A 14768-nucleotide genomic window follows, 5' to 3' on the forward strand; every position below is an offset into this window, starting at 1 on the left:
GCGGATGGCTGAGGCGACCACGGTCGGGCGGACGCGGGTATCGATCACCCCGGACACCAGCAAGTTCGGCGACCTGCTGAAGGTCGAGCTGCCGAAGGCCATCCGCCCTGGCGCCGTCCGTGCTGGTGATCTCGCCGGTCAGATCATCACCGGGAAGATCGAGAAGGCCGTCGGCAAGATGCGGCCCGTCGTCAAGGTCGGTATCGACCTGGACACGGCTACGGCGAAGACCAAGCTCGACAAGCTCACCAAGCCGCGCACCGTGAAGGTGCAGGTCGCCGTCGATGACGCTGCCGCCAAGACGAAGCTGGACAAGCTGGCCGCCGCGCGGTCGGTGAAGCTGTCCGTCGACCTCGACACAGCGTCGGCGAAGACGAAGCTGGACAAGCTGGTTTCCAAGCGGACCGTCAGCATCACGGCGCAGCTGGACGACAAGGCGGCTGCCGCGAGTCTGCGGCGTCTCACTGAAGACCGCACCATCAAGATCACCGCCCAGCTCGACGACAAAGCCGCCACCACCGCCCTGACCCGGTTCACGCAGGACCGGACCGTGAAGGTCGGCATCGACCTCGACGAGGGCACGGCCAAGTCGAAGCTGGACAAGCTGTCCGTGAACCGGACCGTCCAAGTCCACCCGAAGATCAACGAATCGGCCTACCAGCGCGCCAAGGACAAGCTCGACAAGCTGTGCAAGGACCGCTTCGTCAACATCCGCGCCACGGTGGACACCAGGGTCGCGGCGGGCGAGATCAAGAACTTGATTCAGCGGCGCAAGGTCCGCATCGACGCCGACGTGGACACCCGCGTCGGTGCGGACAGCCTCGCCATCCTCACCCGGCGCCGGACCATGACCATCCAGGCCCGGGCCGACACGAGGGCCGCGAACACCGCCATCGACCGCGCTGCCCGCGACCGCACCGTCAACCTGCGCGTCCGCTCCGGCGGCCTCAGCTCCCTCACCGAATCCCTCGGATCAGCAGGGGCCAGCGGCGGCGGCATGAACGAGCTGACCGCCACCGTCCTGAAGTGGACGACCGCGATCGCAGCCGCGCTACCCACGGTCGGCTCGTTCTCCGCGGCGCTCGTCCAACTGGGGCCGCTTGCCGCGACCGCAGCACCCGCCGTGTCCCTCCTCGGCGGAGCCATCGCCGCGCTCGCAGTCGGCACCAGAGGCATCGGCGACGCGATCAAAGCCGCCTTCGACGACACGGACACCGAAGCGAAGGCCGCCGCGTCAGCGACCAAGCAGGTCGAGACGGCGCAGCGCTCCCTCGCCCGGTCGCAGCGCTCTCTGCAGGATGCGCAGGTGCAGGCCGCGGAACGAGTCCGGCAGGCGCAAGACCATGTGGCCAGCTCCGAGCGTGCGCTGACCTCCGCGCAGCGGGACGCCCGGCAAGCCCTCCTCGACCTGTCCGCGGCGCGCCGTCAGGCCGTCCGCGACCTCGAAGACCTCAACAGCCGGCTCAAGGACGGGCGCCTGTCGGAGGAGGAGGCCACCCTCGCTGTCCAGCAGGCCGAACTCGACCTGCAAAAGGTCCAGTCCGACCCGACCGCCACCCAGCTGCAGATAGAGCAGGCCGACCTTGCCAAGCGCAGGGCGGTGCAGTCGCTGGAGGAGCAGCGCGTCGAACTGGGCCGCCTGGAGAAGGACACGACGGCCGCGAACAAGGCGGGTGTCGCCGGCTCCAAGACGGTCCTGGACGCGAAGCAGCGGGTCGCGGACGCCGACCAGCGGGTCGCCGACCAGCAGCGCGCGTTGGCCGACGCACAGAAGGCTGTGGCGAAGGCGCAAACAGACGGGGCGCGGCAGATCGCCGACGCCCAAGAGAACGTGGCCGACGCCATGCGCAACGTCGCCGAAGCCCAAAAGAACGCGGCCGAGCAGACCAGCAAGCTCGACGAAGCACTCGCGAACCTGTCGCCGAACGCCCGCGCCTTCGTCACCACCCTCCAGGACATGGAGCCCGCCTGGAAGGGCATGCGGCTCGACGTCCAAGACGCCCTCTTCGCAGGCATCGGCGCCCGCATGCAGGCCGTCGGCACGCAAACCCTGCCCACCGTCCGCGCCGGGCTCGTCGGCGCCGCGGGCGAGCTCAACCTGATGAGCAAGAACGCCCTCGACGCAGTGGCCAACCTCGAACGTGCCGGGACGCTGCGGAAGGTCTTCGACGGCGTCAAGCAGTCCCTGTCCAACCTCAGCAAGATCCCCGCCCAGATCGTCACCGCCCTCGGCCAACTGTCCGTCGGCGCGCAGCCGGCGTTCGACCGTATGACGTCCGGGCTGGCCACGGTCATGGACAAGTTGATGGCCAAGCTCGACAAGGGCTTGAAGAGCGGCGGCCTGACCGACGCCATCAACACCGCGTTGGATGTGGCGATCAAGTTCGGGCACGTCCTCGGCGACCTCAGCGGCATCATCGGCGGGATCATGAAGGCCGCCACGGACGCGGGCGGCGACTTCTTCGGCGTCATCGGCGCAGCGTTGAAGGAGATCCGCAAGGTCATCGAGTCGCCGGAGATCCAAAAGGCGCTCACCGAGATCTTCCGAGCGCTCAACGCGGTGGCCGGGCTGCTGGCCGGCGCGCTCGGGCAGGCCCTGCAAACCCTGCTGCCGGTGCTGGCCGAACTCTCCCCGGCTATCGTGCAGATCACGAAGCTGTTGGGCCCGGTCATCACCCAAGTCATCAAGGATCTCGGCGAGGCTCTGGCCCCCGTCGCGAAGGCTCTGGGTCCGGTGCTGGTGGCGGCGGCTCAGGCGGTCGGCGACGTCGTCCTTGCCCTGTCCCCGCTGCTCCCGGTCGTCGGGGACCTGGTGGCGGCGCTGCTCCCGGCGCTGGTGCCGCTGATCCAGACCGTGGGCAAGATTTTCCAGAAGCTGGCGCCGGTCGTGGCGACCATCGCCGACCTGTTGGGCGTCACCCTGCGCCCGGTCATCGAGGCCCTGGCGGGCGTCGTCGTCGAGATCGCAACCGCGTTCGCCGACCAGTTCCTGGACATCCTCGAGCAACTGCTGCCGGTGATCCCCCAACTGATCCCGGTCGTCGTCCAGTTGGCGAAGAGCATCACGGAGATCCTCCTCGCGGTGACGCCGCTGCTGCCGCAGATCATGCTTTTCGGGGCGCAGCTCCTGACGCAGCTGCTGCCCGCACTGCTGCCGCTGGTCGGCCCGCTCACCGAACTGTCCCTGCTGCTCCTCCAGGTCGCGACCTGGGTCATCCTCAAGATCGTTGTTCCGGCGCTGCAGAAGCTGGTCGACTTCCTCGGCAGTCTGCGGAAGAAATTCCAGCCCGCGATCGACGCGGTGCAGTACGTCACCGAGAAGATCGCCTGGTTCTTCGACCTCCTCTACGACGTCCTCCTCGGCCACAGCATCATCCCCGACATCGTGCGCGGCACCATCGACTGGTTCACCCGCCTGTGGAAGCGCACCAAGGAGATCGCGGGCAACATCAAGGACGCGGTCGTCGGGAAGTTCCGCGACCTGCGAGACGGGGCGACGGCAATCTGGCGGGCGTTCTGGGACAAGGTGGCGTCGATAGCCTCAGAAGCGCGACGGCTGGTACGGGAAGGCGTGTCTTCCTGGGGCGACCGCCTGAAGCAGATGTTCGTCGATATCCGCGACGGGGTAGGCAAGGCCTGGTCCAAGATCCAAGACCTGGTGAAAGCCCCGATCAAGTTCTGGATCGACGTCGTCTACAACAAGGGCATCGTCTCCGTCTGGAACAAGACCGCGGCGAAAATCCCCGGCGTGCCCGACCTGGCCAAGATGACCATGCCGAAGGGCTTCGCGCGCGGCGGCGTGCTGCCCGGCTGGTCCACGTGGCGTGACGGCGACGACCAGCTCGTCCCCATGCGGCGCGGCGAAGGCGTTTACGTGTCCGAGGCCATGCGCGACCCCTACGAGCGCGCCCGCCTCCACGCCGTCAACTCCGCTGCCATGGCCGGGCAATCCCTCAGCCGGTTCCGTGGGTTCGCGGAGGGCGGCATCCTCGGCAGCATCACCGACCTCGGATCCGGCATCGCCTCCGGCGTCGGCAAGGCCCTCGGCAAGGGCGCCGACGTCGTCCGCGGCGGCCTCGCCGACCTCGCCGAGAAGGCATTCAGCCCGGTCAAGAAGGGCATCCGCTCGGCCCTCGGCTCCGACAAGGGCACGTGGAAGGGCGCCATCGGCGCCGCCCCGATCAACCTCATCGACAAGGCCATCGACTACATCCGCGGCAAGGACACCCCGCCCGAAGGCGGCGGCCAGTGGATCAAGCCCGTCAATGCCGCATTCGGTACCCGCTTCGGAGTCGCCGGCCGCATGTGGTCCTCCGGCCACCACACCGGCCTCGACTTCCCCGCACCCACGGGCACGAAGGTCGTCGCGGTCGACAACGGCACCGTCGAGTCGGCGACCAGCGGCGGGCCTTACGGCAAGCACATCCTCGTCAATCATGGCGGCGGCCTGGCGTCTCTGTACGCGCACATGTCGGCCATGGCCGCGAAGGCTGGCGCGCGGATCGCGCAGGGCGCGCGGGTCGGCTCTGTGGGCGCGACGGGCAACGTCACCGGCCCGCACCTCCACCTCGAGGCCCGCGTCAACGGGCGGGCCGTCGACCCGATGCCGTACCTGACCGGGCCCACCGGCGACGGCGGCAGCGGCGTCCAGCGGTGGCGCGGCGTCGTCGAGCAGGCCCTCGGCCAGGTCGGACAGTCCCTGTCCCTGGCCAACACGACGCTCAGGCGGATGAACCAGGAGTCCGGCGGCAACCCCACGGCGGTCAACCGGACGGACATCAACTGGCAGGCCGGCCACCCGTCCGTGGGCCTTATGCAGGTCATCGAGGGGACCTTCCGCCGCTTCGCCGGGAAGTACAAGAACACCGGGCCGTTCCTCTACGGCGTCAGCACGTCGCCGATCGCCAACATCTACGCCTCGATGAAGTACGCCCTGGCGACCTACGGCAGCCTGTCGAAGGCGTACAACCGGCCGGGCGGATACGCCAGGGGCGGTGTGGTCGGCAGCGTCCGGATCGGCCGCGGCCTGCCGGGCGGCTTCGCCAAGGGCGGCATCCTGAAGGTCGGCGGGAAGCGCATCAACACCGGGCCGCTCGCCGCCAGTGTCGGAGGCGACTTCCTCAAGCAACTCGCGGGCACAGCCGCCGCGATCGACACGGCCATGACCCGCGTCGCGACGGCGGTGAAGAACGCGTTCAAGGGCGTCAAAACCACGTTGGACGACAAGCTGCTGAAGCAGATCAGCACCGCGAACAAACAGCTGCAGAGCCTGGCCAAGCAGCGCGACGCGATCACCGCGAAGATCGCCGCCGCCAACCAGCTCGCCGCCGACGCCACCGGGCAAGCCATCCAGTACACGTCGATGACCGGACTGCCCAACAGTGGGCTCACCTTCGACGCGGGCGGCATCCTCGCCGGGTTGAACGTGAGGCTCGGGCAGCTGAAGAAGTTCGGCGCCAACCTCACCACCCTCGCCAAGCGCGGCCTGTCGAAGGCCCTGTTGCAGCAGCTCATCGCCGCCGGGCCCGAGTCCGGCGCCGCCTACGCACAGGCGTTGGTCGACGCCACCCCCGACCAACTGAAGCAGATCAACGCCACGCAGGCGAACATCGACAAGGCCACCGTCGCGTTCGGCAAAGACGCCGCCAACTCGATGTACGACGCGGGCGCCAACGCCGGCAAGGGCTTCCTCAGCGGCCTCGCTTCGACGCAGAAGGCCATCGAGGCGCAGATGGCCGCGATCGCCAAGGCTGTGCAGAAGACCATCAAGGTCGAGATGAAGATCAAGTCCCCGTCGAAGGTCCTCGAGGCGCTCGGCCGGTTCACCGGCCTCGGCTTCGCGCGCGGCGTGGAACGCACCGTGCCCGACGCGCAGGCCGCGGCCGTCCGCATGGCCGGAGCTGTCCGCCGGACTGCCGCCGCGACCGCAGCCCGCATCCAGAACCAGCAGACCGTGAACAACGGCGGGGACCGGCACCTGCACTACAGCGCGACCACCCGCGAGGTCGCCTCCCGCAAGAGCATCCTCGACGCGCTCGCCATCGACGACATGCTGCACCGAACGGTGGTGGTCTAAGTGCCCATCCTCGTACCCGCCGCCTACCTCCCCCCGGAGGAAGAGTGGCAGGGCGTCCCCTGGCCCACGCTGATCAACCAGATGCCGGATGTCGTCTGGACCGACCCCCGCGGCACGGTGACCAAGCTCAGCGACTGGGAGAACGGGTGGCTCCTCCAGCCCGGCGCCAAGGGCCTGGACATGCCGCAGTACGCCTACACGACCGACGAGAGCCCCGGCATCGACGGGCACGCCCTGCGGGACGTCCGCGCCCAGGCCAAGGAGATCGTGCTGCCCGTCGCTTTCTGGGTGCACGACTCCCGGCAGGCGTACAAGCAGCGGCGGCGCGCCCTCATCAAGTCGATGAACCCCAAGCGCGGCGTGGGCACGCTCACCCTGATCGAACCCGACGGGGCGACCCGCTCGATCGGCGCCTACTACACCGGCGGCCTCGAAGGCGACGAGTCCCTCGACGCAGCAGGCGAGCGGTGGTGCATCAACGCCCTGACCTTCGCCACCCCGTCCCCGTACTGGATCGGCGCCGAGGCCAGCCTGGAATTCAAAACGGGCAGCGCTGGCACGTTCTTCCCGTTCCTGCCGCTCACCGTCGGCGACTCGCAGGTACTCGGCTCGGTGACGATCGACAATGACGGCGACGACGACGCCTGGCCCGTCTGGACGATCAAGGGCCCCGCCACCAGCATCACCCTGATCAACCAGACCACCGGCCTGCGACTCGTCCTCACACGCACGATCACAGCGGCGGACACGATCGTCATCGACACCCGAGAGCGCCAGCAGACCGCACTCCTCAACGGCACCACCAACCTGTGGCCCGACCTGTCCACGGACTCCGACCTGTGGCCGCTCGCTGAAGGCGTCAACCAGTGCAGCCTGACCGTCGCCGGATCCACCGGAGCGACGAGCGTCCGCCTCACCTACCAGCCCCGCTACCTGGCGTCCTAGGGGGCTGACCATGGCGAACGCACTCAAGGTCTACATCCGCAACTCGACGCTGCAACGCCTCGGGCAGGTCAGCGACTACACCAGCCTCACAGTGGTGCCCCGCTACAACGCGATCGGCGCGATCAGCCTCGACCTTCCCGCCGACTCGCCCAGCGCGCCCCTGCTCGCCGAAGGCAACGGGCTCATCGTGAAGACCGCGGCAGGGGACACGATCCTGTCCGGGCCGATCCGCACCGTCGACTGGTCCCGCTCCGAATCAGACGCAGGCGGCGGCCAGCTCAAGGTCGGCGCCGTGTCCGACGACGAACTCCTCGCCCGATACACCTGCTGGCCCGCGCCGACCGCCGCGATCGGATCCCAGACCGCGCCCGTCTACAAGATCAACGCCGCCTCTGTCGAGACCGGCATGCGCGACCTGGTGAACCTCAACGCCGGCCCCGGCGGGCAGGCGTCCCGCCGGCACGCGCTGCTCACCCTCGCCAGCAACGGGCTCCACGGTCCGGCGCTGGTGCGGGAGGTCAACCAGTTCGACAACCTGCTGACCGTCCTCCAGGACATCGCGGGGGCAGCCGGGCTCGGCTTCCGTGTCATCCAGGTCGGCAGCGCCCTCGAGTTCCAGGTGTACGCGCCGACCAACCGCGCCGGCACTGCCCGCTTCAGCTTCGGCCTGGGCAACCTCACCGACGCCTCCTACAGCACGACGCCACCGACGTGTACGCGGGCGATCGTCGTGGCCGGCGGCGGCAGTAGCCCCCGCGTCTGCAAGGTGTACGACCGCGCCGACCCCCTGTTCCCCGGGCTCGTGCTCGAGCAGTTCGTCGATCAGACCTCGGTCGACACCGCCAGCGTGGACCTTGCCGCGCAGATGGACCAGGCCGGGACCGAAGCCCTCGCCAACGGGGCCGGGCAAGGCTCCCTGTCGATCAGTCCGATCGACCTGCCGCAGTTGCGGTACGGGCGGGACTACAACGTCGGCGACACCGTCTCCGCACAGCTCCGCGGCGGGACTTGGTACACGGACGTGGTCCGCGAGGTCACCCTCACCAGCTCGGCCGGCGAATCCAGCGTGAAGGCCACCGTCGGCGGCGACACCGGAGACGGCACCGTCGCCCGCATCTACCAGTACATCGCCCAGGTCAAGAAAGACATCGGGCGCCTGAAGACAAGGAAGGCCGCCTGATGGCTGAGTTCTCCGGACCGTTCGACGGCTCCCCGATCAGCACCCAGCTCCAGTGGTCCCGCATGGCCCGCCGCTGGGGCTTGGACGGCGTCCACGCCCAGGACCCCACCTCGACCGCCCTGAAGGTCACCGGGTCCGGCGTCAACACGGTCGCCGTCGCGTCCGGGCACGCGTTCACGAACGGGTTCTACTACTACCTCGACGCCACCAAGAACCTGTCCGTGCCCGCCAACTCCGGCGGCGCGGCCCGGGTCGACCTCGTCGTCCTGCGCGCCGACATGACCGCGAAGAAGGTCACCGCCGAGTACAAGACCGGCGGCACCACCGCACCCACCCTGACGCAGATCGAGAACGGGGTGTGGGAGATCCCCCTCGCCCAGTGCACCGTCGCCGCCGGAGCATCCGTCGTCACCGCCGCCAACGTCCTCGACCGCAGGTATCTGACCGGCCGCGGCGTCCTGCCGTCCATCAACGGCGCCCGACCGCCCGCCGCGAAAAACCAGCTCCTCGTCGAGGAAGGCAACCTGTACGTCGGCGACGGCGCCACCTGGCGATGGCTCGCCACCCAGAGCATCCCCGACTCCACCTACACCCCCATCTGGACAGCCGGGGCCACCACCATCAATTGGGGCGCCGACAGCCGAAACTTCGGCCGCTACCAGACCGTCGGCAAGCGCGTCGACCTGACCATCCACCTCAGCCCCACCGGCAACCCCCCGGCATACCCGGACCCGATCGGCGTGTCGCTGCCGCCCGGCCTGCCCTGCATCACCACGTATCGGTCGCTGTTCAACTGGGCGTTCACCAGCAGCAACGGAGAGACCAACGGAGTTGGTGTCGCGCTGACCTTCGCCACCGAATCCACTACGAAGATCGCCCGCTTGCGGTATTCGGTGAGCGACGGCCCCAGCGCCTCATCCAGGGTCAACGCGATCAACGTGCTCACCAACCAGCCGTGGAACATCCGCAACGGCGACATCCTCACCATCGACGGCTCCTACTGGACCCCCTGAGGGAGGCGTCAATGTCTCGTCATCTTTTCGGCGGCGGACCCAGCGACTTCGCCATGGAGCGCGTCGGCACCCAGCTCATCCTGCGACCCGGCGCGGTCGGCACCGTCTGGTCGGCCACCACCAACACCAAACTCACCGACCTGACCGACGTGAACGGCAACCCGATCACCACGGTCACCGCCGACACGGACGGCGCTGTCCTGTTCTACGGCCCCGACGGGCCGACTACCGTCCGTGTGGACTTCGGGTACGGCCGCCAGTACATCCTGGTAGCCACCGACCTCGGCGAAGCCATCGACGGGAAACTCGACAAGGCGGGCGGCACCGTCACCGGCGACCTCAACGTGCTCGGCAACCTGAGCGTCGCGGGCGGCAGCAGCCTCCTCACCCGCCAGACCGCCGACACCCTGTACGAGCCCAAGGGGCCCGGCCGGACCGCGGTCAGCATCAGCATGACCGGCGCCACCACCATCCCCCTCCCCACCGGCGTCGCCCAGGACCGGCAGATCCATCAGGTTCGCGCGCACGCGGCCGGCGGGCAGCAGCGCACGGCCACGTTCGACCCGGGCTACCTGCTGACCAGCGGTGTCACCTCCCGCACGGTCACCGTCCCGGCGGGGCAACTGCTGCTGGCGGAAGCGGAGTACAGCGCGCTGGTGGCCGCGTGGATCCTCGTCGGGATGACCATCACGACGGGCGCGGACCCGGGCACCGGCGGCGGGGGCACCGGGTCGAAGCCGACCGTGTCCGCGGGCGCCTCCACCGCCACGCCCCCCGACAGCCCGTTCACCAGGACGGCAACCGAGAACGCGAACGGCAGCACGATCAGCTCCCGGTCGTGGCAGATCATCACCGGGCCGATGGGCGCAGGCACCACCATCGGCACCACCACCGCCCTCTCCTGGACGCCCGGATCATCGCCCGCGGGGACGACAGACATCCGCCAACCCGTCTGCCAGGAGATGGCGTTCGAGCTGACCAGCACGGCGGAGAACGGTACGAAGGACTGGACCACGGCGTACAAGTACATCGAGGACATCAACGACAAGCGCGGCTACACGGCTGGCCTCGTCGGCTTCGTCTCCTGCTCCGGCGACATGCTCCAGCTGGTCCAGCTGTACGCGCAGAGGAAGCCCGGCAACGCGCTCGCCTCGTACATCTCAGGCCTGCAGCAGTGTGTGACAGTCGGCTACGGCAACGGCGCCTCCAACGCCGCCGCCACGTACCTCGGCACCGCGTTCAAGAACGCGTGGATCAACGCCGCGAACACCGACCCTGTCTTCCGCGAATGCCAGCGCGACATGCGGCGGTCGATGTACTGGGACGACTGCCTCGTCCAAGCGCTCGCCGACGGGGTGGGGCCGCTCGGGCTCGCCGTCCACTACGACATTCTGATCAACCACGGCGTCGGCAACGACTCGGAGTCCTACGGCGGGATCGTCGCCGCGGCCCGCGCCTCCACCAGCAAGCCGCCATCCAAGGGCGGCACCGAGGCCGCCTACCTGACCAAGCTGTGCGACATCCGCGACGACGTCCTCCGCAGCTGGGGCGACTACCAGTCCGACGGGCGCTCCGGCATCTTCCGCCCGCTGATCAGCGCAAGCAAGTTCGACCTCACCGGCACGATCACCTGGTCCGTGTACGGCGACAGCTACAGCTTCAACCGGCCCGTCCCGCCGATCGACGCCCGCCTCGGCTCCTACCTGATCCGCTACTCCGCCACCAACTCGCTCGGCACGTCCACCAGCGACATCACCGTCACCGTCAACGACCCCAACGGCAGCGGCGGCGGCCCCGGCAACTCCAACCTCGTCGCCAGCCTGGTCGACAACTTCGACGACAACCAGATCAACACCGTCCTCTGGCCCGACAACTACGGCAGCCCGGCCCCGACCGAGACCGGCGGGCGCGCCCGCGTCCCCTGCGGATCCGACTACTGCGCCTACCAGTCCGCCAGCGTCTACGCCCTCGCCGGATCCGGCGCGTTCATCCGCATGTGGCCGCCCGAAAAAAACGGGGCCGTCGCGGAGGCCTACGCGTCGTTCCAGCTCGCCTCGGCAGCAGCCCCCGAAGGCACGGCGATCACCATCTCCGTCAACACCGCCACCGGCAAGATCCGCTTCTCATCGAACGTCGACTACTGGGACGACAACGCCGTCTCCCTCACCTACGACGCCACGAACCACGCCTGGCTGCGGATCCGGGAGACCGGCGGAACCCTCTACTGGGACACCAGCGCCAACGGCATCTCCTGGACGAACCGGCGCACGCTGCCGACTCCGGCCTGGGTCACCGCGGCCAAGGACGTCTCCGTCTCGATGGAAGCCCACCGCGACGCAGGCACCCTCAACTACGCCGAGTTCGACAACCTCAACGTCACCCAATCCTGACCCTGCTCCTGGAAGGACCACACCCTTGCGCCACCAATTTGGCGGCAGTCCCAGTGACTTCGCCGTCGAACGCGTCGGCAGCCAGCTACTCCTTCGCCCGGGCGCGACCGGCGCCGCCTGGACCGCAGCGACCGGCGGCACCCAGCTCACCGACCTGACCGACCTGGCAGGCAGCCCGATCAGCCAGCTCACCGCCGACACGGATGGCGCGGTCGCCTTCTACGGGCCGGACGGCGTCACCACCTGCTACGTCGACTTCGGCTACGGCAAGCGGTACTGCCTCACCGCCGTCGACACCGGGCAGATCCTCGCCGACCACCTCGCCAAGGGCGGACAAGCCGACGGCTGGGCACAACTCGACCCCTCCGGCAAGGTCAAGGAGGAGCAACTGCCCGCCGGCAGCGGTGGCGGAGCGCAGGGCCCGCCCGGCGAGCAGGGCCCGCAGGGGCCGAAGGGCGACACGGGCCCGAAGGGCGACCCGGGGGAGCAGGGCCCCGCCGGACCCAAGGGCGACAAGGGCGACTCGGGAGGCGGCAGCTCCCAGGCCCCGGGTGTCTACGCACCCGAAGGATGGGGCACGTTCTGGCGGGCCGCGCGCGCTCGGGCAGCCGCCGGTACCGGCCTGGCGCGCATCGTGTGCGTCGGCGGATCCGCCACCCAAGGCATGTACGCCTCCAACCCGCGCACCAAGTCCTGGCCGGGCGTCCTGGCCACCACCCTGCAAGGCCTGTACGGGGACGGCGGCAGCGGCCTCCAGCAGACGTCGCTCTCGTCGACGATCCTCGCGGCCGGGGATGCGGCAGCGCTCGCCGCGTGGACGACTGCCGGGGCCGTCGTCACGCAGACTGGGACGTGGACGCAGGGCGGCTCCAAGTACGGGCCCGGCGCCAACTACATCTACAGTGACGTCACCGGGAACACGCTCACGTTCAAGGCGCGCGGCACGATCGTCCGCATCTACACCGTGGTCGGAAACGGCACCCGGCCAGCCATGCTGTACAGCATCGACGGCGGCAGCGACGTGTCCGTGGCGCAGCCGTCCGGGACGTCGGCGATCCAGGTCACGACCGTCACCGGCCTGTCCAACACCGAACACACCGTGCGCGTCAAGGTCGGCACCACGACGTCCGGGAACTACCTGTCCGTGTGCGGCGTGTCGGGGGAGCGGACGAGCGGGGTCATCGTCCACAACTGCGGTCTCGCCGGGGCCACCAGCGCCACCTTCGGAACCCCCGCGACGACTGCCCTCAACGCCACCTGGAACGGAGGCGTCGACTTCCCCTGCGACCTCGCCATCTACACCGCAGGCCCCAACGACGCCGCCGCGAACACGACTGGCGACGTGTGGGCAGCCAACGTCGCCAAGTGGATCAAGGCGGTGCGGGACACCGGAGCAGCGGTCGGCGACACCGACATCATCATCGCCCTCCCACACCTCGGCACCCACGACACCACCAACTTCAAATACCAGGACTACGCCGAACGAGCCCGCGCCCTCGCCGACGTGTACGGCTGCGCCTTCGTCAACTGGTGGGGCATGGGCCGCAACTCGTGGGAATACTGGCGGACCCAGGGCTACTGGGGCACCAGCGCAGGCACAGGAGCAGCAGGCACAGACAGCGTCCACATGTCCGACAACGGGTTCGCGTACATGGCCGGCGCCGTCGCAACCCTCCTGAAGAGCTGATGCGCATGCCGATCATGGCGAGTGGAGAGACGAGCACGACCGTGGGCCCCATCATCAGCATGCTGCCCGCCGCGCCCGGGCTGACGGTGCTGGTGTCGGCGCCGGACGGCACGGACACGACCGGGATCCCGCCCGGCGGGGGAGTCGTCGGCTGGGCCCTCATTGCCGACCAGGCCGCCGTGGGCGGGGCGCGGGTCGACCCCGTGTTCCTCGCCGCCGGCAAGGCATGGACCCCCGACCAGTACCGGGCTACTTACGGGCAACAGTTGGACGTGAAGGTGGGGCGGGAGCGTTGATCCACGCGGCGGGTTGGAGCGTCAGGCGCCCGTTGGGGTCCCGGTCCCACCAGTACGTCTTGCCGAACAGGTAGGCGATGCGCTGGCTGCCGCTGCTCACGGCCGTTCCTCCAGTTCTTCAGCATTGCCGAGGGAGTGCCGGAGTCGGTGGAGTCGGTCGCGTGTCCAGCAGCGGAAGTGCCCCCGCTGCACCGCTTCCTGCATGCCAGGGTCGGCGGAGACGTGGGCGCGGCCGAGGAGTTGCAGCCACTCGGTGTCGACCCATTCGATGTCGCGGTGGTAGCAGTGCGGCCCGGCGGCACGGTCGGTGCGGGGCGGGCAGCCGTACTCGACCGGGCCGCCGGAGACGCGTTCGACGAGCAGGTCGCAGCCGGGGTGTCCTTCGATGCCCGCCTTGATGGCGCCCCCTGCCGCTTCCGGGGTGCTGTACTCGCGGGCGGTCGTGGGCGGGTCGTGGGACAGGCAGAGCACGTAGTAGGTGCTGCTCACGCTGGCCCGCCGATCGCCGTCTTGAGCATGGCCTGCACGTAGCTGGTGGCGACCTTCTCCGCGTTCGCCTCGGACCAGCCGCGCCCGACCATGTCAGCCTTGATGCCCTCCGCCGATTCGAGGATCGGCGTGATCAGCTCCTTCGTCTGCATGCAAGCCGCCGCGACCTGCTGCAACATCGCCGCCATCTGATCCTCGAACATCAGGACGCCTCCTCGTTATTGGCGGACGCGAGCTGCACGCCCGCACAGTCCATGTGGGCGAGTCCGGTCTCGCCGCGCCACCACGGCGCGTTGGTGACGAAGCTGCGCCGCAGGCTGATCCGATGCTCACGAGTGGAGCGCCCGCCGCAGATCTCACAGCGGGTGAGTAGCCGCCGCCGCAACTGCTGGAGCGGGTGAACCTGGAGCCGCCAGTGGTGGACGTGGAAGCGCCACGTGTTGCCCGGGTAGATCGGGCAGGTCTTGTCGTCGTAGCCGGACGGGTCGCGGTGCCACACGGTGACGAGGCTGGGCCAGTGGATGGCCCGTCCGGCGATCACGGTGTCGTGGTGGCGGCGGAACTGCCAGCGCACGCCGTTCCTGGCTGCCTGCCGCGTGCCGTAGGCGTCGATGCGAGGCCACGGGCGGAGGACTTCAAAGGCCACGGTCATTGGGTCCTGCATAGGGGTGCCTCCGTGCGGGCGGGTGCGG

General features: G+C 69.1%; 10 protein-coding genes. 7 read left to right on the forward strand and 3 right to left on the reverse strand.

Features of this window, described 5'->3' with window-relative positions; genetic code table 11:
* The first annotated feature begins 4 nt into the window (after positions 1–4).
* From ACIHCX_RS03495 to ACIHCX_RS03525, 7 genes are read left to right on the forward strand one after another with little or no spacing between them, the layout of a single operon-like run.
* Positions 5–6076, forward strand: a complete 6072-nt coding sequence (locus ACIHCX_RS03495) for a peptidoglycan DD-metalloendopeptidase family protein (RefSeq protein WP_400026133.1) — start codon at positions 5–7, stop codon at positions 6074–6076.
* Entirely contained in the window at positions 6077–7021 is a 945-nt protein-coding gene (locus ACIHCX_RS03500; RefSeq protein WP_400026134.1) for a phage distal tail protein, read from the forward strand.
* A gap of 10 nt (positions 7022–7031) precedes the next feature.
* The gene (locus ACIHCX_RS03505) at positions 7032–8201 is read left to right on the forward strand and encodes a siphovirus ReqiPepy6 Gp37-like family protein (protein WP_400026136.1); all 1170 of its coding nucleotides are present in this window, start codon (positions 7032–7034) and stop codon (positions 8199–8201) included.
* On the forward strand, positions 8201–9214 hold the full coding sequence (locus ACIHCX_RS03510; protein ID WP_400026138.1) for a hypothetical protein: 1014 nt from the start codon (positions 8201–8203) through the stop codon (positions 9212–9214). The genes ACIHCX_RS03505 and ACIHCX_RS03510 overlap by 1 nt, the downstream gene beginning before the upstream one ends.
* An 11-nt stretch (positions 9215–9225) precedes the next feature.
* Positions 9226–11604: a chitosanase gene (locus ACIHCX_RS03515; RefSeq protein WP_400026140.1), complete on the forward strand. Its 2379-nt coding sequence runs from the start codon at positions 9226–9228 to the stop codon at positions 11602–11604.
* A gap of 25 nt (positions 11605–11629) precedes the next feature.
* A complete protein-coding gene (locus ACIHCX_RS03520) occupies positions 11630–13291 on the forward strand; it encodes a GDSL-type esterase/lipase family protein (RefSeq protein ID WP_400026142.1) in 1662 nt (553 codons plus the stop codon).
* Positions 13291–13587 (forward strand): hypothetical protein, encoded by a 297-nt coding sequence (locus ACIHCX_RS03525; protein ID WP_400026144.1) that lies wholly within the window; start codon positions 13291–13293, stop codon positions 13585–13587. Before ACIHCX_RS03520 ends, ACIHCX_RS03525 begins: the two co-directional genes overlap by 1 nt.
* A 96-nt stretch (positions 13588–13683) precedes the next feature.
* Here the strand turns inward: ACIHCX_RS03525 and ACIHCX_RS03530 are convergent, their stop codons facing one another.
* From ACIHCX_RS03530 to ACIHCX_RS03540, 3 genes are read right to left on the reverse strand one after another with little or no spacing between them, the layout of a single operon-like run.
* Complete coding sequence (locus tag ACIHCX_RS03530; RefSeq protein WP_400026145.1) at positions 13684–14076, reverse strand: hypothetical protein; 393 nt, start codon at positions 14074–14076, stop codon at positions 13684–13686.
* Entirely contained in the window at positions 14073–14279 is a 207-nt protein-coding gene (locus tag ACIHCX_RS03535) for a hypothetical protein (RefSeq protein WP_400026146.1), read from the reverse strand. The genes ACIHCX_RS03530 and ACIHCX_RS03535 overlap by 4 nt, the downstream gene beginning before the upstream one ends.
* Positions 14279–14728 (reverse strand): hypothetical protein, encoded by a 450-nt coding sequence (locus tag ACIHCX_RS03540; RefSeq protein ID WP_400026147.1) that lies wholly within the window; start codon positions 14726–14728, stop codon positions 14279–14281. Before ACIHCX_RS03540 ends, ACIHCX_RS03535 begins: the two co-directional genes overlap by 1 nt.
* Between the last annotated feature and the right edge of the window lie 40 nt (positions 14729–14768).

This window comes from Streptomyces sp. NPDC052043, from assembly GCF_044548235.1.
Lineage (GTDB): Bacteria > Actinomycetota > Actinomycetes > Streptomycetales > Streptomycetaceae > Streptomyces.

Coding starts and splice junctions, on each gene's coding strand:
- ACIHCX_RS03495 (WP_400026133.1), top strand. CDS start 5: ATGGCTGAGGCGACCACGGTCGGGCGGACGCGGGTATCGATCACCCCG.
- ACIHCX_RS03505 (WP_400026136.1), top strand. CDS start 7,032: ATGGCGAACGCACTCAAGGTCTACATCCGCAACTCGACGCTGCAACGC.
- ACIHCX_RS03510 (WP_400026138.1), top strand. CDS start 8,201: ATGGCTGAGTTCTCCGGACCGTTCGACGGCTCCCCGATCAGCACCCAG.
- ACIHCX_RS03515 (WP_400026140.1), top strand. CDS start 9,226: ATGTCTCGTCATCTTTTCGGCGGCGGACCCAGCGACTTCGCCATGGAG.
- ACIHCX_RS03525 (WP_400026144.1), top strand. CDS start 13,291: ATGCGCATGCCGATCATGGCGAGTGGAGAGACGAGCACGACCGTGGGC.
- ACIHCX_RS03535 (WP_400026146.1), bottom strand. CDS start 14,279: ATGTTCGAGGATCAGATGGCGGCGATGTTGCAGCAGGTCGCGGCGGCT.
- ACIHCX_RS03540 (WP_400026147.1), bottom strand. CDS start 14,728: ATGACCGTGGCCTTTGAAGTCCTCCGCCCGTGGCCTCGCATCGACGCC.